Genomic DNA, 16,286 nt, shown 5'->3' on the forward strand with positions numbered 1-16,286 from the left:
ATGGCGTTTGAAAGCTTGGCCAATCGGCTGCAAAACGCATTTGACAAACTGCGCGGCAGAGGAAAAATTGACGAAACAGTCGTCAACGAAGCAATGCGGGAAGTTCGCCTTGCCCTGCTGGAAGCAGATGTTAACTTCAAAGTAGTAAAAGACTTCGTCGCTCGCGTCAAAGAGCGCGCAGTCGGCCAGGAAGTCATGAAAAGCCTGACACCAGGTCAAATGGTTATCAAAATCGTGAATGAAGAGCTGGTCGCCCTGATGGGTGGCAATGTCGCTCAATTGACGATGGCGCACCGCCCGCCGACTGTCATCATGATGGCAGGTTTGCAAGGGGCAGGGAAAACGACCACAACTGGTAAGCTGGCCAAGTATTTGCAAAAGCAAAACAAGAAGCCGCTTCTGGTGGCAGCGGACATTTACCGTCCGGCTGCGATCAAGCAGCTGCAAGTTTTGGGGGAGCAGTTGAATGTTCCCGTCTTCTCTCTCGGAGATCAAGTCAGTCCTGTTGATATCGCCCGGCAAGCGATCGAACATGCGAAAACAAACCATCTGGATGTCGTGATTCTCGATACGGCAGGTCGCCTGCACATCGATGAAGCGCTGATGGATGAGTTGAAGCAAATTCGCGAAGTTGCCAAGCCCGATGAGATTTTGCTCGTCGTGGACTCGATGACAGGTCAAGATGCCGTCAATGTAGCGGAGAGCTTCAACAGCCAGCTCGAACTGACTGGCGTGGTTCTCACCAAGCTCGACGGTGATACCCGAGGCGGTGCGGCACTGTCCGTCAAAGCTGTCACTGGAAAGCCGATCAAGTTTGCGGCGATGGGTGAAAAGCTGGATGCGCTCGAACCGTTCCATCCGGATCGCATGGCTTCCCGCATTTTGGGAATGGGCGATGTGCTCAGCCTGATCGAAAAGGCGCAAGCATCTGTGGATGAAGAGAAAGCGCGCGACATGGAGCGCCAGATGCGTCAAGGGGAATTTACCTTCGACATGTTCTTGGATTCCATGCAGCAGTTACGCAACTTGGGGCCTTTCGAAGACATTCTCGGCATGTTGCCAGGAATGAACAAGATGAAAGGCAAAATGAACGTGGACGAGAAGCAGATTGCCCGCGTGGAAGCAATCGCCAAATCCATGACCAAAGCGGAGCGCGCCAATCCTGATCTGTTGAACGCCAACCGCCGCAAGCGCATTGCAAACGGCAGCGGCACAAGCATTCAGGAAGTGAATCGGTTCATCAAACAATTCGAGGAAATGAAGAAGATGATGAAGCAATTCTCTGGTGCCGCAGACAAAATGGTCAAGAAGTCGAAGAAAAAAGGCGGCTTCGGACTACCGTTCATGGGCAAGGGCGGAGGAAACAACCAAGGCGGCATGAACTTCCCCTTCAATTTCAAACCACCGTTCAAGTAAGCATTGCATGATCTCTTCGCGCCGCTGACTTGTCAGACAGCGCGATGGTTCAGATATAGTAGCACCAACGCAGATGTTCATCTTGCGTTGATCCATACAGGAGGTGACACAACATGGCAGTTAAAATTCGTCTGAAACGCATGGGTTCCAAGAAAGCTCCTTTCTACCGTGTAGTAGTAGCTGACTCCCGTTCCCCTCGCGATGGCCGTTTCATTGAAGAAATCGGTTACTACAACCCGGTTGCTCAACCGGCAGTGGTGAAAATTGATACCGAAAAAGCGGTACAATGGATCCTGAATGGTGCAGCTCCAACTGATACCGTTCGTAACCTTCTCTCCAAAGAAGGCGTGCTCGCAAAAGTACACGAAACCAAATACGGCAAATAAGTCGGTCATCTGGAGGTCTGATGATGAAAGCGCTGGTCGAAACGATCGCTAAAGCTCTCGTCGATCATCCGAATGAGGTTCGTGTGAATGCAGTGGACAAAGAGCGCACTCTCGTCTTTGAATTGTCGGTGCACCCGGATGATATGGGGAAGATTATCGGCAAGCAAGGACGGATCGCTAAAGCCCTGCGCACTGTCGTGATGGCGGCATCCGTGGAAACGGACAAGCGTGTCACGGTTGAGATTGTCTGAGAAAAAGGCTGGGAGCTTTCCCAGTCTTTTTTGGTTGAATAAGAATAGCGAGATGTTTGAATCGAGATGGTGGACTGATACGTCGAAAGGAGTGGCAGGGCATGCTCACGATTTTTCGGTCGGTACAAGTCAAACTCATTATGACAGAAGCTTCCCGTGCTGTGTTGATCGACAAGTACAGCAGACAACTGCGCAAGCAGCGAGACGAATGGGAGCAATGGCAATTTCAATCGAAAAAAATATTGGCCGAGGCGAAGAAAAAGTCTGCGGATACATATGCGCTCGCGCAACAAAAGATCGCCCAGGAAGAGCGGCGACGCAAGGAAAAAATCGCCCAAATCTCTTTTTCCCTGCAACAGGCCGAGAGCCTTCCCGAGGGAAGCGAGATGGACTATCAGACCGTGGAAAGTCCTGTTACCATTCAGGAAGGCGATATTTGGGATGAAATCATGGCAGGAACGGAAATCATGATAAAAGACGGACGTGTGCATGAAATTCGGCGGACGCCAGGCCATCGGGCTGAAGAATAGAAGGAGTGGATACGGTGAGCAACCAAAAGTTTTATACGGTGGGCAAGCTGGTCAATACGCACGGGCTCAAGGGAGAAGTACGTGTCACCTCAACAACTGATTTCCCTGATCAACGGTTTCGCAAAGGAAACGAGCTGTTTTTGTTCCATGCCTCTCTCTCTGCGCCGTTGAAACTGAAAATCGAGACCCGTCGCGCCCATAAAGACTTTGAGATTTTGAGTTTCCAAGGCTACTCCCACATTAACGATATCGAAAAATACAAGGGCGGAGAGCTGAAGATCCCGGAAGAAGCTTTGATGGAGCTGGAAGATGACGAGTTTTACATCCATCAGCTGATCGGTTGCGAGGTTGTCACGGACGAAGGGGAAGCGCTCGGCAAAATCGTCGATGTGATGCAGCCGGGAGCCAACGATGTGTGGGTCGTAAAAGGGCAGCGTGGCGAGATTTTGCTGCCGTTTATCGATGAGTGCATCAAAGAAGTGGACATTGCAAACAAACGCGTGGTCTGCCATCTGATGGAAGGCTTGTTGTAGGAGGTACTTCGGATGCGGATCGACATTTTTACGCTGTTTCCCGAAATGTTTGCGGGCGTCTTGTCCAGCAGCATTTTGGGAAAAGCTCGCGAGAAGGAACTGGTTGACTTTCAGGTCACCAACTTTCGCGATTTTTCCGAGAGCAAGCACGGTACAGTCGACGATACGCCGTACGGCGGCGGCGGGGGAATGGTGCTCAAGCCTGAGCCGTTGTTTCGGGCGGTAGAGGCTCTGCCAGGGGGCAAGAAGCCGCGCGTCATCCTCATGTGCCCGCAAGGTGTGACGTACAACCAGAGCCTCGCTGAGGAGCTGGCGCAGGAGGAGCATCTTGTGTTCATTTGCGGTCATTACGAAGGATATGATGAACGCATTCGCGAGCATCTGGTCACGGATGAGATTTCGATTGGCGATTATGTGCTGACAGGCGGCGAGCTGGCAGCAATGGTGGTGATCGACAGTGTCGTTCGCTTGCAGCCGGGCGCTCTCGGCAACCAGACGTCTGCTGTCGAGGATTCGTTTTCCACCGGGCTGCTCGAATATCCGCACTACACGCGGCCAGCCGAGTTTCGCGGCTGGAAGGTGCCAGATATATTGCTGTCCGGTCATCACGCCAACATCGAGCGCTGGCGCTTGAAGGAATCACTGCGCAGAACGAAGGCGCGCCGACCCGACTTGCTTTCGAAGCTTGAGCTGACTGGTGAAATGAAAAAGCTTTTAGCCGAGCTGGAGCGGGAACAGGGGCAGGAGAAAAGCGCAGAGGAAAAAAGTTAGAACGGGCCTTGTAGTTTAGCGCCTACTGTGTTAATATACTTCTTGTGGCAATTTTGCCCGCTGACTAAGGCGGTCCGCTACTCGTGACTCGGCTCCACTGGATGACCGAGACCATTTGGCAAGACGAGTAAGAACGTCTATCGGAAGGAGGGAATTTAAATGAACCAAGTTATCCGTGAATTGGAAAAAGAGCAATTGAAACAGGATATTCCTGCGTTCCGACCTGGTGACACTGTTCGTGTACACGTTAAGGTTATCGAGGGTCAGCGTGAGCGTATTCAGCTGTTCGAAGGCGTAGTTATTCGCCGTCGCGGTACAGGTGTCAGCGAAACATTTACTGCTCGTAAGATTTCTTACGGCGTAGGTGTTGAGCGTACGTTCCCAGTACACACGCCTAAGATCGACAAGATCGAAATCGTGCGTCATGGTAAAGTACGTCGTGCGAAACTGTACTATCTGCGCGATCGCGTAGGTAAAGCAGCTCGTATTAAAGAAATTCGTCGATAAGCGAAACGCTTAAAAAGGGGACTGGTCTGCTTGCCAGGCCTCTTTTTTCCATTTACAGGGTTGGACGAGCTATCTTGGGAGGGCGTAAGTGATGAGCGAAGAAGTAGCCTCCAGTCGCACGAAGAAAAATGAGCTATGGGAATGGACGAAGGCGCTCGGGATTGCCTTGATTCTCGCCTTTCTCATTCGTACCTTTTTGTTCGCTCCGTTTATTGTCGAGGGCGAGTCCATGGAAACGACGTTACATAACAGCGAGAAACTGGTCGTAAACAAGGCCATCTACTATTTGCAAGAGCCGAAGCCGGGAGATATTATCGTGTTTCATGCAGAGAAGACGCGCGATTACATCAAACGCGTCATCGCTGTAGCGGGCGATACCGTCGAAGTGAAAGGCGATCAGCTGTACATAAACGGCAAATTGGTTGAAGAACCATATCTTGCACAACATAAAGAACAAGCGAAACAACAGGGCGAGCCGTTTTTCACAAACGATTTTTCCCCTGTAGCGATACCTGCGGGTCACATTTTTGTGATGGGCGACAATCGGCTCAACAGCCATGACAGCAGGGCGATTGGTCCTGTCGCTGTCAGCACGGTAGTGGGCAGAGCGGAGTTTACGTTTTGGCCGTTCGCAAGTATTCGCATGACGAGATAAAAGCATAGCTTCAAGGTAGGTGAGACAACATGACGATCCAATGGTTTCCCGGGCATATGGCGAAGGCTCGCCGGCAAGTTACGGAAAAGCTGAAATTGATTGATGTGGTTATCGAGCTTCTGGATGCGCGGCTGCCTCTTTCCAGTCGGAATCCGATGATTGATGAGATTGTCAGTGACAAGCCGCGATTGATTTTGCTGAACAAGGCCGATTTGGCGGATGAAAAAGCTACAGACGAATGGATTTCTTACTTCCGCAAGCAAGGCATCCGCACGTTGCCGATCGACGCTTTGAGCGGAAAAGGCGTGAACAAGCTGCCAGAGCTGTGCAAGGAGCTGGCGGCCGAGATGCTGGCGAAGCGCAGTGAACGCGGCATGCAGGGACGCGCGATTCGCATCATGATTTTAGGAATCCCCAACGTAGGAAAATCTTCGTTGATCAACCGACTGTCCAAGCGTTCTGTAGCGGCGACCGGCGATCGTCCGGCTGTCACGAAGGCGCAGCAGTGGGTGAAGATGGGCGACACGCTGGAACTTCTCGATACACCGGGAATTTTGTGGCCCAAGTTCGAAGATCAGATGGTCGGACTGCGGTTGGCAGCAAGTGGCGCGATCAAGGACGAGCTGATCGACTTCACAGAAGTAGCTCTGTTCGTCATCGCCTATATGATGCATTATTATCCAGAGCGTTTGCTTGAGCGCTTCAAGCTGAAGGAACTGCCGGAAGACCGCGTCTCCATGCTGGAGGAAGTCGGAAAAAAACGCGGTTGCCTTATCTCTGGCGGCAACATCGACTACGATAAAGCAGCCGAAATCTTTTTGCGAGAGCTGCGCTCAGGGAAGCTCGGCCCGATTTCCGTGGAACGTCCGATCGATTGGGAGATGGACGAGCCGATCGGAAAGCCGCTGTCACTGACGGATCACGATTGACGTACACGAAAACCTGTCTATCCATAGATGATAGACGGTTTTTTTCGTAAGAAGGAGAAATGAGTCAATGAACCTGGCAGATATGTCGATAAAAGAAATACGAATGGCGATCGAAAAGTTGGACGAGATATCCAATGATTTTTTACAATGTTTACAAGCAGATAAACGGGCAGGTGTTCAGGCGCTGGCCAAGCAGGCAGAAGCGGCGATGGCGCGTCGGGCCAAGCTCGCGCAAATGTGGACAGAGATGACGGCATACGAGCGTGCGCTGCACGAAAAAGGATATTCACACGTGTTTGGAGTGGATGAGGTGGGCAGAGGGCCGCTGGCAGGACCTGTCGTCGCAAGCTGCGTTTGCTTGCCGCCCGATTTTTATTTGCCAGGCTTGAACGATTCCAAAAAAGTTCCGGTAGCTACGCGCGAAGCTTTTTACGAAGTGATCATGCGGGATGCCGTGGCGGTCGGAATCGGTATTGTCGATGCCGCCCGCATTGATGCCATCAATATTTTGGCCGCTACGAAGGAAGCGATGAAGGCCGCAATCGAGGATGCCGGAGTACCTGCTGACGTGCTGTTGATCGATGCTGTACAACTGAATGATGTCGCGTGCAAGCAAATTCCGATCATTGGCGGAGATGCGAAAAGCGTCTCGATTGCAGCAGCCTCCATCGTGGCGAAAGTGACCAGAGACAGAATGATGGCGGAATACGCCAAACAGTATCCGCAGTATGGCTTCGACAAAAATGCCGGCTACGGCACAGCGGAGCATTTGGCTGCGATTGCTACATACGGGCCAACCCCTCTTCACCGCGTGACATTTACCGGGGTGAAAGAGCACGCCTAACGACTACCGAGCGCTTTCCAGAGGAGGAGAAGTGTATGTTTTCCCCGTCGCAACTTATATCATCCCTTGTGCAAAAGACTCCTTCCGCCACAGTCAAGCCGGTGGAGCTGACGCCAGGACAAGTATTCAAAGGAACCGTCGTCAAGCATTATCCCGATCAAATGGCGCTGGTTCAGATCGGTGGAATGCAGGTCCAGGCAAAGCTGGAAGCGAATCTCGAAGCGGGTCAAAAGGCATGGCTGCAAGTACAGCCTTCAACAGGGGTCGTAACCTTGAAGGTACTGGATACGCCTGTTGAGGCACCTGGCAAGGAAGCTTCTCTGGAGAACTTGATGCGGTCGCTCGGGATTACGGAGACAAAAGAGAGCAAAGCGATTGTCCAAGCGCTGGTAAATGCCAATTTGCCTGTCACCAAGGAAGTCGTTCAGGCATTTTCGCAAGTGACGCAGCGCATCGGGATGGATGACAGTACAGTAGATGCGTTTCTTTTGGCAATGAAACGAAATTTGCCGCTCACACCAGATTCGGTTGCGGGTTTGAAGGCTTTTATGTCCGGCAAACCGCTGGGGCAGACGATCCAAAATTTTTTGCAGCAAGCCGCGATGTTTTTGGGCGAGGAGGCAAGTGGCGAGCACAAACTGCCGGGCCAGACGGCTCCTATGGGGCAGGCTCACTCAGCAGGAGTGACGAGTGCGGATATTCGTCAAGTGGTCAGCCAGTTGAAGGAAAAGCTGACGGCGCTGCCTTTGCTGGTAGCGGCTGGAGAGAACGGAGAGGCTGGGGCTGGCTCCAAACCAGTGACGCAGGGTGGAGTAGCGAGCACGGGCGGACAGCAGGCTGCCGGAAGCAATGCCAGTCAAAATGCGCCACAGACCATTATCGCGAATCCGCAGACAAAAGCGCCCACTGGCGGCTCTGCTCCAGTTGCAAGCGCACTGAATACAGCGCCAGGACAAGCTTTGACAGGGCAAGGGGCTGATCGTGCCGTTGCCCAAACCAATTTGCCCGGCGCTACGCAAGCTCTCGTGGCAGGGGAGAAGACGGTTGCTCCCGACATTTCTCCTGCTGTTCGACAAACGACTGCTGCTGTAGCCCCATCCGTACAACCGGAAACTCCGAACACTGGAGGCACGGCACTGGCTGGAGCGACTGGCAACAGTCAGATGTCTGGTGCGCCACATGTACAAGCGGCGAATCCGGGACAAACGGCCGGACTTTCTCCTGTTGACAAGCAAGCCGCTGCGACGGCAAGCGGTCAGTCGACCTCTGCGCTTGTCCAGCCAGCCGTGGCGGCAAATGCATCCGGTGCAGCATCCTCCAATCCGCTCGTGGAACTGTTCCGACACCTCGGGATTAACCACGAACGCGGGCTGATGGGTCAGGCACTGGGCCAACAGCAGACAGATGCAGGGACGCACAAGCAGATCGAGACAGTGAAATCGTTGCTTTTGCAGATCAACCAGGCTCCCGCACAGTCAGTGCCCGCTGCGCTTCGCGAGGCAGCTGATCAATTGTTGCAACAAGTAACCGGACAACAACTGATGATGGTTCAGCCAAGCAACCAGGCACTGTCCCAGATCGTGCTGCAAATTCCGATTCGCCAGGCAGAAGGGGAAGAGACCGCTTTTGTCCAAATCGAATCGAAGAAGCAGGGAAGTGGAAAGCTGGACCCGGAAAATTGCCGACTGTTTTTCCACCTGGAGCTGAAAGGCATGGGAACGACGATGATTGACGTCGGGATCGTCAATCGGATTGTGAACCTGCAAATCTTCAATGACTCCCCTTGGCTGGAGGCACTGGCTCAAGGCACAAAGGATCGGTTTGCCCAACAGTTGAACGATGTAGGCTATCATCTGTCCGCCATGCGAATCCAGCCTGTTCCTGACAGGCAAAGCAAGCCAGCAGGAAGCAGTCAGGCGCAAGGGGCCCTATTTGCCGACTACAGAGGGATGGATGTGCGCATATGAACCAATCCCCCAACCATGAAAACAAACGGAAACAGGCCGTCGCTCTCAAATACCAGGCAGGTGTAATGGAAGCGCCTAAAGTAGTGGCAAAAGGAAAGGGCTTCGTTGCCGAAAACATCCTGAAAACAGCCAAAGAGAACGATATCCCGATCCAGGAGGACCCTTCCCTGGTAGAAGTGCTGGGAAAGCTTGATCTCGATCAGCAAATCCCTCCCGAGCTGTATCAGGTTGTAGCGGAGATTCTAGCCTTTGTGTATCGGCTTGACAAGGGAGGCGCAAAAGGATGAGCGATCGCCGCAGGCTTCTCGGACAAAAAGGCGAGCAGCTGGCGATGCGTTATCTGGCGCAAAAAGGGTATCGGATCGTCGAGCAAAATACCCGGACGAAACAAGGCGAGATCGACCTGATTGTCCAAGACGACAAGACGCTCGTCTTTGTAGAGGTGCGCACGCGGAGCAGCTGGGCCTTTGGAACTGCGGCTGAGTCCGTGACGTGGAAAAAGAAGCAAAAGCTGCGACAGCTGGCGATGGCGTACATACAGGCCCAGCAGCAGCCGATCGCTTCTTTCCGCTTTGATGTCGTCGCCATTTTTCACCCTGGCGGCAACGACCGAAGCGAGCCGTCAGAGCCGGTAATTGAGCATTTTATGAATGCCTTTTAAAAAACGGGCTCCGGGCCACCCTGTTTTATGGGGATATGTCTACAGCAACCGTTGCATTGCCAGCGTACTATGTACTGTACTCGACGCGATGAAACTCCTCCAAGCATCATCATTCGCCTTCCAGGCATAGGCTGGAAGGCATTTTTTCTTTTCGCGGGCAAATGGCTCATCGAAAATGTGCCGATACATATAGGGAGCAACGACTTCTCCACAGACCCCTCGTCAAATAAAAGTTTTTTTGAAAAACAAATGTTTTTCTAAAAAACGTATGATTTTGATGTGACATTTTTCCAACTCGTGCGTCTTATTTGATGAAGGAAACAAAGTGGAGGGTAAAAAGATGAAAATGAAAACAATGAAAAACATTTCTCTCGCTGTAGCGACCATTTTTACGGTTCAGCTGTCTGTGACAGGCATCGCTTCCGCACAAGTATCGGCTCCGCAAGCTGTGAACAACAGTAGCTATGTGGCAAAAGCATCGGAAAAAGGCTTTGAGGCAAGCTCGTATTATGCAGAAGTGACTATCGGTCAACCATACAAGCTGAAGCTGACTTACAATGGACAACCACTGGACGGAGCGCTTGTTGCTTGGACAACTTCGAACAGCAAGCTTGCGACAGTCCATAATGGCATCGTGTCCGGCTACAAAGAAGGAACGGTTATCATTACAGGACGATACAATGGCGAATCCATTCGTATCCGTGCGTCGGTATCCAAAGAGCCAACATTGGATGCTTCCAGCTCATCTGTCAGCATTCGTAAAGGACAACAACAAACCATCACTTTAAAATACAACAACAAAACCATTGACGGAATCGATGCAAGCTGGTCTTCTTCCAACGAATCTGTGGCAACCGTAAAAAGAGGCGTTGTTACCGCAAAAGCAAGCGGAACGACAGTCATCACTGCCACCTATAAAGGAAAAAGCGTCGACATTAGCGTAAAAGTAACGGCGAATCAATCTGGCAAGCTGGAAGCCAGCGAGTCCAAAATTTCATTGAAAAAAGGCGAGCGTCAATCGATCAAGCTTACTTATGAGGATGAAAAGCTGGCTGGCTCCAAAGCGGAATGGAAGTCTTCCAAGACCTCTGTAGCTACGGTTGACGACGATGGCGTAATCACAGCCAAAGGCAAAGGAACAGCAACCGTTACAGCAGAATACAAGGGCTATAAAATCGAGATTGAAGTAAAAGTTGACAGTGGCGACGAGTCTGGCGACCTGGAAGCTAGCGAAACCAAGCTCAAAATGAAAAAAGGCGAAGAGGAAACCATTACTCTCCGCTATGACGGCGAAAAAATCAAAGGAAACAAAGCTGAGTGGAAATCTTCCAAATCCTCTGTAGCTTCTGTTGATGATGATGGCACGATCACTGCTAAAAACAAAGGAACAGCGACTATCACTGCGAGCTACAAAGGCGAAGAAGTGAAAATCGAGGTTACCGTTGGCACAAAAAGCGGCAGCGATTTGCTGGAGGCAGACGACACCAGCTTGAGCCTGAAAAAAGGCGACAAAGAAACGATTACGCTGAAATATGACGGCAAAAAGCTCGTTGGTTCGAAAGCTAGCTGGAGCACTTCCAAGTCTTCGGTAGCTACTGTATCCAATAGCGGAAAAGTAACAGCGAAAGCAAAAGGAACAGCAACCATTACTGCTTCGTACAAAGGCGAAGAAGTTGAAATTAAAGTAACTGTAAAATAACAGCCAAAAAAAGCTCGCTGGATCAAAGCTTGACGATTCAGCGGGCTTTTTGCATCATCATATCTAAATGAAGAGCAAATAGGGGGGAAGGACGATGAAGGAAGTCATCCAGCGAAAGCTGGCGGAGATGGAAAGAGAACATGCGCTGAAAATATTGTTTGCTGTCGAGTCCGGGAGCCGGGCCTGGGGTTTCCCGTCGCAGGATAGCGACTATGACGTGCGCTTTGTCTATATTCACAGGCCGGAGTGGTATTTATCGATCGACGACAAACGAGATGTTCTGGAGCTGCCGATTGATGAAGTCTTGGATATAAACGGCTGGGACATTCGAAAAGCGCTCAAGCTGTTTCGCAAATCGAATCCGGCGTTGCAAGAATGGCTCGCTTCCGAAATCGTTTATCAGGATGACCTCGGTTTCCGTGATGAGCTTATTCGTCTGAGCAGCGATTTGTTTTCACCGAAGACAGCCATGCACCATTACTTGAGCATGGCGAGCGGGAATTACCGAAAAGATTTGCAAGGCGATCATGTAAAAAGCAAAAAATATTTTTACGTGCTGCGTCCGCTCCTCGCTTGCGAATGGATCAAACAAAACAAAACGAATCCGCCGCTCCTGTTTCAACAGTTGGTATCCGAGATGGTGAGCGATTCGGCCTTGAAGCGGGAAATCGATGAGTTATTGCGCAGAAAAATGGCGGGAGATGAGCTTCGGATGGAACCGCGAATCGACGTCATTCACGAGTATATTGAGGGCAGCTTGGAGAGACTGACGAAAGATGCCAAGGAGTTTACAGACCGTCGGCAAGACTATACGCCTGTGCTCGATAGTGTGTTTCGGCGCTATTTGCAAACAGCTTGGCAAACGTAGTGAGAACGTCCAATGACGTCAGGGGAGCAGCACGTTCCATCCATTGTCGCTGTCGATACTCCGCCATTTATTTGGTATAATGCCGTTGTATATACGTTCTTGGCGCTACTATCATTTTTATCGTAAAGTGAGGATTTTCACATGAAGAAAAAGCTTGTACTTGTATTGGACGTGGAGAAAGCGGAAAAAATCGATATGCAACAGCTTGCCGACTCGATGTCGCAAGCGATTCAAAACGTGGACGGCATCGTGCTGCACGATCTCGTGATGTTTGACAACGACGAGAACAACGCGGACAAGCTGATTGCCAACATGAAAAAAGAGCTTTCCTGAGAGGCGCGGTCAACTCTCACAACGCAATGCGTTCCAACGATAATGAATCGAATTTGCAATTATGGGTTAGCCAAAAAGACTTGCCGATCAGGGGCAGGTCTTTTTTGGGTCTGTTTCAAGTTTCCTCATGTGAGTGCGCTCCTCGTGCCTTCCTATAAATTGGTTCGCCTTCGGTGTTTTTATCAGGTAGTGAAGCAGCCATTTGTACACTGATTTCCGTGTCAGCCATCCAATAGACTTGCATACCTTCAAAGGCTCTTCTAAGCAGTGAGGCAGCCATTTTTGCTCTGATCTCCATGCCCATCGATAAACTTGCTCCCCTTGGGTGTCTTTACCAAGGTAGTGAGGTAGCCGTTCATACACTGATCTCCGTGTCTATCAATAGACATGTCCACCTTCACTGTCTCTTCTAAGTAGTGAAACAACCATTTTGCACTAATCTGCGTGCCCACCAATAAGCTTGCTCGCCTTCGCTTTCTATTCCAAGCAGTGAAACAGCCATTTTGCACTAATCTGCGTGCCCACCAATAAGCTTGCTCATCTTCGCTTTCTATTCCAAGCAGTAAAACAGCCATTATGCACTAATCTCCATGCCCCACCAATAAACTTGCCCACCCCCACTTTCTTTTCCTACTCTTAAAAGGGAAGGGGGAGAGAAACATGTACGCATGCAGTTATTCTGGAACGGTTTTCGGAATTGATGGAATGGTGGTAACGGTAGAAACGGATATCGCCAACGGATTGCCGCAGTTCGATCTGGTCGGGCTTGGCGGATCAGCGGTTAAGGAAGCGCGCGATCGTGTGCGCGCTGCTTTGCGAAATGCAGGCTATGAGTATCCGATGCAGCGAATTACCGTCAATCTGGCACCAGCGGATCAGCGCAAGGAAGGCTCAGGCTTCGATCTTGCCATCGCGCTGGGAATTTTGCTTGCATCGAAACAATTGGCAACCAGACCAGAACGTATTCTCGTCCTCGGAGAGCTGGCACTCGACGGCTCTTTGCGCCCTGTCTCCGGCGTTCTTCCTATCCTGCTGGAAGCGAAAAAGACAGGCTTTACCCACGTCATCCTGCCGCAGACCAACGCGGCAGAAGCACGGCTTGTCGATATGATCGTCTTGCCAGCTGGCAATTTAACGGAAGCTGTCCATTACTGGAAAGAAGGACTCCAGCCGCAAAATCGGCAAGAAACAGCAAAGCAACCAGCAGCCTTCCGCAACATTTCCCACTCCAATCAAACTCCCGATTTATCCCATGTTTACGGTCAGCAATTCGTCAAACGCGGCTTGGAAATTGCGGCAGCAGGCTTTCATAACGTGATTTTGGTCGGTCCACCTGGCTGTGGCAAGACACTGCTGGCCAACTGCTTGCCGGGCATCATGCCCAAGATGACGATGGATGAATCGTACGAGGTGACGAAAATATACAGTATCGCAGGCCATCTTACGCGCGAGGGCGGACTGATTGAAGAACGGCCGTTTCGCGCTCCCCACCATACGATTACAGCAACAGCTTTGATTGGCGGCGGGGCGCAAATCCCCCGACCCGGTGAATGCAGCCTGTCTCACGGCGGAATCTTGTTTCTGGATGAAATGCCGGAGTTCTCCCGGCATGTCCTCGAAGTGCTGCGCCAGCCATTGGAAGCGGGCAAGGTTACGATTGGACGAGCCAAGCAGGTGTTTACGTTTCCGGCCCAATTTTTGTTGATCGGCTCATGCAATCCTTGTCCATGCGGATTTTTTGCTGCCAGGGAAAAACAAGTATGCTCTTGTTCGCCCCAGCAAATACACAAGTATCGTTCCAAGCTGTCAGGGCCGTTGCTCGACCGGATTGATTTGCACATAGAGGTGCCGCGTGTACCTGTTCAACTGCTGCACAATCGAAAAGCCGAAGAAACGTCGAAAGATATTCGAGCCAGAGTTGAACAGGCGCGCGCCATTCAGTGCGAAAGGTATCGGCACCGACCGGGAAATCCTTTTAACAGCATGATGAATGCGGAAGAACTGCGGAATTTTGCCAGACTGGACAAAGAAGGCCAAGAGATGTTGCAGCTCGCTTTTGAGACATTGGGATTAAGTGCGAGAGCCTACGACAGAATCGTCAAAGTAGCGCGAACGATCGCTGACCTGGATGGTTCCTCACACATTGATGCAGCGCATGTCGCGGAGGCGATCCGGTACAGGGCGCTGGACAGGGGAGTGCCGCTTTAACCTGCTAGAGCGGACTGTTTGACTGGCATGGCTGTTTTTAAAAAAAGAGGCAAGAGCAGAAACCGAAGCTGAAACTGTAACCCTAACCCTAACCCTAACCCTAACTGTAACGCAGGAAGCAGGAAGCGAGACTATTCAACATGCTAATAACACCAGTCCTATAGAACGCGCGTGCGTGTTTATCAAGTGTCAGTTTCGGCCCCAGTGCCCAGCCCTAGCCCCAGCCCCAGACACTCTAAACAATCGTCACGATATAAAAGACAAAGCTCGCGCAATCTGACTGATCCCAAGGCCGGCAATATTTAAAGGAAAGAGTAGTCACGCCGCGGTTGATTGCCCGAAACGCAAAGCGTTGATGACCGCCTTGCCCGATTCGTGCCGCTTGGGCAGGAGGGACAAATTCAGTGGATTGGAAAACGAGAAAGCGCTCGTCTACAGGATTGGATAGCGCCCACTGGTAACCAGTCGTAGGATTCGCCTCAAGTGCTATGGGAAACACATGCCCACTTTGGACTTGCAAAGTGAAGGTAGAGCTTAATGCCATGATCCATCGTCCTTTCCGGAAGAAAAAGTCTCCTGATACTGTATGTAAAAAGGAAGCAAATGCCCACATGTGCAAAGCATAGTATGAGTGAAAAATAATTGATACATATAGAAAAAAACGAAGGAAAGCATTGTGAAAAAAGGAACACGTCATACCGGAGCACATTTTTTTCGGCCGAATTAGTATGATTTGGAAAGGGATTTGCAAAATAATGGCGAATGTATAGGAATAAAGACACATAATGTCGAATGTTTTAGGGATTTTGTAATCTCTTTTGCCTAGTTTTTTCGTCAAAGGATTTCCAGAGTGTCGAGAGGCATTTTTACGGTCCAGACTGTTTGTTGAACTTCCCAGCACTTCCAAATGGTTTGGGCGTACATCCTATGCACCTCACACTTGGAAAGCTTTTCTCTGTGTACATATTTGCTAGGAAAGGGAAAGGAAAATTGATGGAGAGCATTGCGGAACTATTTGAGAAAAGAGAGTATTACCACGCCTTTCAACCGATATGCCAATTTCCGGAAAAAAACCGGATAGGGTATGAAGTGCTCTTGCGCAGCAAAGCGGGGCAGAACCCGGAGTTGTTGTTTTCTACGGCAAAGGAAAAACGAAAGCTGCCGGAATTGGACACCCAATCATTTCGGCATGCGCTCTCGACTTTTTTTCGTTCTTCCATGGAACACAATCATGAACTCCTGTTTGTGAACATTTTTCCCACCACAATTGTGGAGGACTCGTTTCCAGCGTTCATCGAGGAGATCAGACAAGCTTTTTTTCCGTATTTGACGCGAATCGTGCTGGAGATCAACGAGTCCATCATGGAGGGAGAATGCTGGCACGAACCTGTTTTTACGCGGCGCATCAGTGAATTGAAAGCAATGGGTTTTTTGATCGCTTTGGATGATGTAGGCGATGCAGCAAATATTTTTCACAAGATTACCGATCTTTCGCCGGATTTCATCAAAATCGATCGCTTTTATTCCAAGGAGCTTTCGACTTCGCAAGAAAAACAAAAAGTCGTAAAGCTGTTTGTCGAATTTTGCAAGCATGAACCTCAACTCATTCTCGAAGGAGTTGAAGAAGAAGAAGATTTTGCTTGCGCCTCTTCATTGGGAATTGCAATGGGTCAGGGATACCTTTTTGGCAAGCCCGGCCGTTTGCAGGAGGATTAAGAGGGGGGAGCA

General features: G+C 50.6%; 20 protein-coding genes. 18 read left to right on the forward strand and 2 right to left on the reverse strand.

Features of this window, described 5'->3' with window-relative positions:
- The 16 genes from ffh (at nucleotide 1) to EDM60_RS17865 (ending at nucleotide 12,350) form a co-directional block, all read left to right on the forward strand.
- Nucleotides 1–1,416, forward strand: a complete 1,416-nt coding sequence (ffh, locus tag EDM60_RS17790) for a signal recognition particle protein (protein WP_063227669.1) — start codon at nucleotides 1–3, stop codon at nucleotides 1,414–1,416.
- 113 nt (nucleotides 1,417–1,529) lie between these two features.
- Entirely contained in the window at nucleotides 1,530–1,802 is a 273-nt protein-coding gene (rpsP, locus tag EDM60_RS17795; protein WP_005834322.1) for a 30S ribosomal protein S16, read from the forward strand.
- Nucleotides 1,803–1,825: 23 nt separating this feature from the next.
- Nucleotides 1,826–2,053, forward strand: a complete 228-nt coding sequence (locus tag EDM60_RS17800) for a KH domain-containing protein (RefSeq protein ID WP_005834320.1) — start codon at nucleotides 1,826–1,828, stop codon at nucleotides 2,051–2,053.
- Nucleotides 2,054–2,154: 101 nt separating this feature from the next.
- Nucleotides 2,155–2,583: a YlqD family protein gene (locus EDM60_RS17805; RefSeq protein ID WP_063227668.1), complete on the forward strand. Its 429-nt coding sequence runs from the start codon at nucleotides 2,155–2,157 to the stop codon at nucleotides 2,581–2,583.
- Nucleotides 2,584–2,597: 14 nt separating this feature from the next.
- The gene (gene rimM, locus EDM60_RS17810) at nucleotides 2,598–3,116 is read left to right on the forward strand and encodes a ribosome maturation factor RimM (protein WP_063227667.1); all 519 of its coding nucleotides are present in this window, start codon (nucleotides 2,598–2,600) and stop codon (nucleotides 3,114–3,116) included.
- 12 nt (nucleotides 3,117–3,128) lie between these two features.
- Nucleotides 3,129–3,887, forward strand: a complete 759-nt coding sequence (gene trmD, locus EDM60_RS17815; protein ID WP_122965168.1) for a tRNA (guanosine(37)-N1)-methyltransferase TrmD — start codon at nucleotides 3,129–3,131, stop codon at nucleotides 3,885–3,887.
- Between the two features lie 159 nt (nucleotides 3,888–4,046).
- Complete coding sequence (rplS, locus tag EDM60_RS17820; RefSeq protein WP_049738740.1) at nucleotides 4,047–4,394, forward strand: 50S ribosomal protein L19; 348 nt, start codon at nucleotides 4,047–4,049, stop codon at nucleotides 4,392–4,394.
- Nucleotides 4,395–4,485: 91 nt separating this feature from the next.
- On the forward strand, nucleotides 4,486–5,049 hold the full coding sequence (lepB, locus tag EDM60_RS17825; protein WP_122965169.1) for a signal peptidase I: 564 nt from the start codon (nucleotides 4,486–4,488) through the stop codon (nucleotides 5,047–5,049).
- Nucleotides 5,050–5,078: 29 nt separating this feature from the next.
- A complete protein-coding gene (gene ylqF / locus EDM60_RS17830) occupies nucleotides 5,079–5,978 on the forward strand; it encodes a ribosome biogenesis GTPase YlqF (protein WP_063227664.1) in 900 nt (299 codons plus the stop codon).
- 67 nt (nucleotides 5,979–6,045) lie between these two features.
- Nucleotides 6,046–6,822 (forward strand): ribonuclease HII, encoded by a 777-nt coding sequence (locus EDM60_RS17835; protein WP_122965170.1) that lies wholly within the window; start codon nucleotides 6,046–6,048, stop codon nucleotides 6,820–6,822.
- 35 nt (nucleotides 6,823–6,857) lie between these two features.
- Nucleotides 6,858–8,789, forward strand: coding sequence for a hypothetical protein (locus tag EDM60_RS17840; RefSeq protein ID WP_122965171.1), 1,932 nt, complete (start codon nucleotides 6,858–6,860; stop codon nucleotides 8,787–8,789).
- Nucleotides 8,786–9,076 (forward strand): EscU/YscU/HrcU family type III secretion system export apparatus switch protein, encoded by a 291-nt coding sequence (locus tag EDM60_RS17845; RefSeq protein WP_122965172.1) that lies wholly within the window; start codon nucleotides 8,786–8,788, stop codon nucleotides 9,074–9,076. The genes EDM60_RS17840 and EDM60_RS17845 overlap by 4 nt, the downstream gene beginning before the upstream one ends.
- The gene (locus EDM60_RS17850) at nucleotides 9,073–9,450 is read left to right on the forward strand and encodes a YraN family protein (protein ID WP_122965173.1); all 378 of its coding nucleotides are present in this window, start codon (nucleotides 9,073–9,075) and stop codon (nucleotides 9,448–9,450) included. The genes EDM60_RS17845 and EDM60_RS17850 overlap by 4 nt, the downstream gene beginning before the upstream one ends.
- Before the next feature lie 340 nt (nucleotides 9,451–9,790).
- Nucleotides 9,791–11,149 (forward strand): Ig-like domain-containing protein, encoded by a 1,359-nt coding sequence (locus EDM60_RS17855; RefSeq protein WP_122965174.1) that lies wholly within the window; start codon nucleotides 9,791–9,793, stop codon nucleotides 11,147–11,149.
- Between the two features lie 94 nt (nucleotides 11,150–11,243).
- Nucleotides 11,244–12,017, forward strand: a complete 774-nt coding sequence (locus EDM60_RS17860; protein WP_122965175.1) for a nucleotidyltransferase domain-containing protein — start codon at nucleotides 11,244–11,246, stop codon at nucleotides 12,015–12,017.
- A gap of 141 nt (nucleotides 12,018–12,158) precedes the next feature.
- The gene (locus EDM60_RS17865) at nucleotides 12,159–12,350 is read left to right on the forward strand and encodes a hypothetical protein (protein ID WP_122965176.1); all 192 of its coding nucleotides are present in this window, start codon (nucleotides 12,159–12,161) and stop codon (nucleotides 12,348–12,350) included.
- 115 nt (nucleotides 12,351–12,465) lie between these two features.
- Here EDM60_RS17865 and EDM60_RS28410 read toward each other — a convergent pair whose 3' ends face one another.
- A complete protein-coding gene (locus EDM60_RS28410; RefSeq protein ID WP_141254105.1) occupies nucleotides 12,466–12,654 on the reverse strand; it encodes a hypothetical protein in 189 nt (62 codons plus the stop codon).
- Nucleotides 12,655–13,010: 356 nt separating this feature from the next.
- Between EDM60_RS28410 and EDM60_RS17875 the strand changes: the two genes are divergently transcribed.
- Nucleotides 13,011–14,558, forward strand: a complete 1,548-nt coding sequence (locus EDM60_RS17875) for a YifB family Mg chelatase-like AAA ATPase (RefSeq protein WP_122965178.1) — start codon at nucleotides 13,011–13,013, stop codon at nucleotides 14,556–14,558.
- 235 nt (nucleotides 14,559–14,793) lie between these two features.
- On the opposite strand, the gene EDM60_RS17880 is transcribed toward EDM60_RS17875, so the two are convergent.
- Nucleotides 14,794–15,102, reverse strand: a complete 309-nt coding sequence (locus EDM60_RS17880) for a protease inhibitor I42 family protein (protein WP_122965179.1) — start codon at nucleotides 15,100–15,102, stop codon at nucleotides 14,794–14,796.
- Nucleotides 15,103–15,551: 449 nt separating this feature from the next.
- Between EDM60_RS17880 and EDM60_RS17885 the strand changes: the two genes are divergently transcribed.
- A complete protein-coding gene (locus EDM60_RS17885) occupies nucleotides 15,552–16,274 on the forward strand; it encodes an EAL domain-containing protein (protein ID WP_122965180.1) in 723 nt (240 codons plus the stop codon).
- Nucleotides 16,275–16,286 lie beyond the last annotated feature (12 nt).

Origin of the sequence: Brevibacillus parabrevis, from assembly GCF_003710905.1 — a bacterium.
Taxonomy (GTDB): Bacteria; Bacillota; Bacilli; order Brevibacillales; family Brevibacillaceae; genus Brevibacillus; species Brevibacillus parabrevis.

Bases quoted from the DNA above. Each gene is read 5' to 3' on its own strand.
- EDM60_RS17860 (WP_122965175.1), top strand. From the start codon at position 11,244: ATGAAGGAAGTCATCCAGCGAAAGCTGGCGGAGATGGAAAGAGAACAT.
- EDM60_RS17800 (WP_005834320.1), top strand. From the start codon at position 1,826: ATGAAAGCGCTGGTCGAAACGATCGCTAAAGCTCTCGTCGATCATCCG.
- EDM60_RS17835 (WP_122965170.1), top strand. From the start codon at position 6,046: ATGAACCTGGCAGATATGTCGATAAAAGAAATACGAATGGCGATCGAA.
- EDM60_RS17805 (WP_063227668.1), top strand. From the start codon at position 2,155: ATGCTCACGATTTTTCGGTCGGTACAAGTCAAACTCATTATGACAGAA.
- EDM60_RS17855 (WP_122965174.1), top strand. From the start codon at position 9,791: ATGAAAATGAAAACAATGAAAAACATTTCTCTCGCTGTAGCGACCATT.
- EDM60_RS17850 (WP_122965173.1), top strand. From the start codon at position 9,073: ATGAGCGATCGCCGCAGGCTTCTCGGACAAAAAGGCGAGCAGCTGGCG.
- rpsP (WP_005834322.1), top strand. From the start codon at position 1,530: ATGGCAGTTAAAATTCGTCTGAAACGCATGGGTTCCAAGAAAGCTCCT.
- EDM60_RS17880 (WP_122965179.1), bottom strand. From the start codon at position 15,102: ATGGCATTAAGCTCTACCTTCACTTTGCAAGTCCAAAGTGGGCATGTG.
- trmD (WP_122965168.1), top strand. From the start codon at position 3,129: ATGCGGATCGACATTTTTACGCTGTTTCCCGAAATGTTTGCGGGCGTC.
- lepB (WP_122965169.1), top strand. From the start codon at position 4,486: ATGAGCGAAGAAGTAGCCTCCAGTCGCACGAAGAAAAATGAGCTATGG.
- ylqF (WP_063227664.1), top strand. From the start codon at position 5,079: ATGACGATCCAATGGTTTCCCGGGCATATGGCGAAGGCTCGCCGGCAA.
- rplS (WP_049738740.1), top strand. From the start codon at position 4,047: ATGAACCAAGTTATCCGTGAATTGGAAAAAGAGCAATTGAAACAGGAT.
- EDM60_RS17875 (WP_122965178.1), top strand. From the start codon at position 13,011: ATGTACGCATGCAGTTATTCTGGAACGGTTTTCGGAATTGATGGAATG.
- EDM60_RS17845 (WP_122965172.1), top strand. From the start codon at position 8,786: ATGAACCAATCCCCCAACCATGAAAACAAACGGAAACAGGCCGTCGCT.
- EDM60_RS28410 (WP_141254105.1), bottom strand. From the start codon at position 12,654: ATGGGCATGGAGATCAGAGCAAAAATGGCTGCCTCACTGCTTAGAAGA.
- EDM60_RS17865 (WP_122965176.1), top strand. From the start codon at position 12,159: ATGAAGAAAAAGCTTGTACTTGTATTGGACGTGGAGAAAGCGGAAAAA.
- EDM60_RS17885 (WP_122965180.1), top strand. From the start codon at position 15,552: ATGGAGAGCATTGCGGAACTATTTGAGAAAAGAGAGTATTACCACGCC.
- ffh (WP_063227669.1), top strand. From the start codon at position 1: ATGGCGTTTGAAAGCTTGGCCAATCGGCTGCAAAACGCATTTGACAAA.
- EDM60_RS17840 (WP_122965171.1), top strand. From the start codon at position 6,858: ATGTTTTCCCCGTCGCAACTTATATCATCCCTTGTGCAAAAGACTCCT.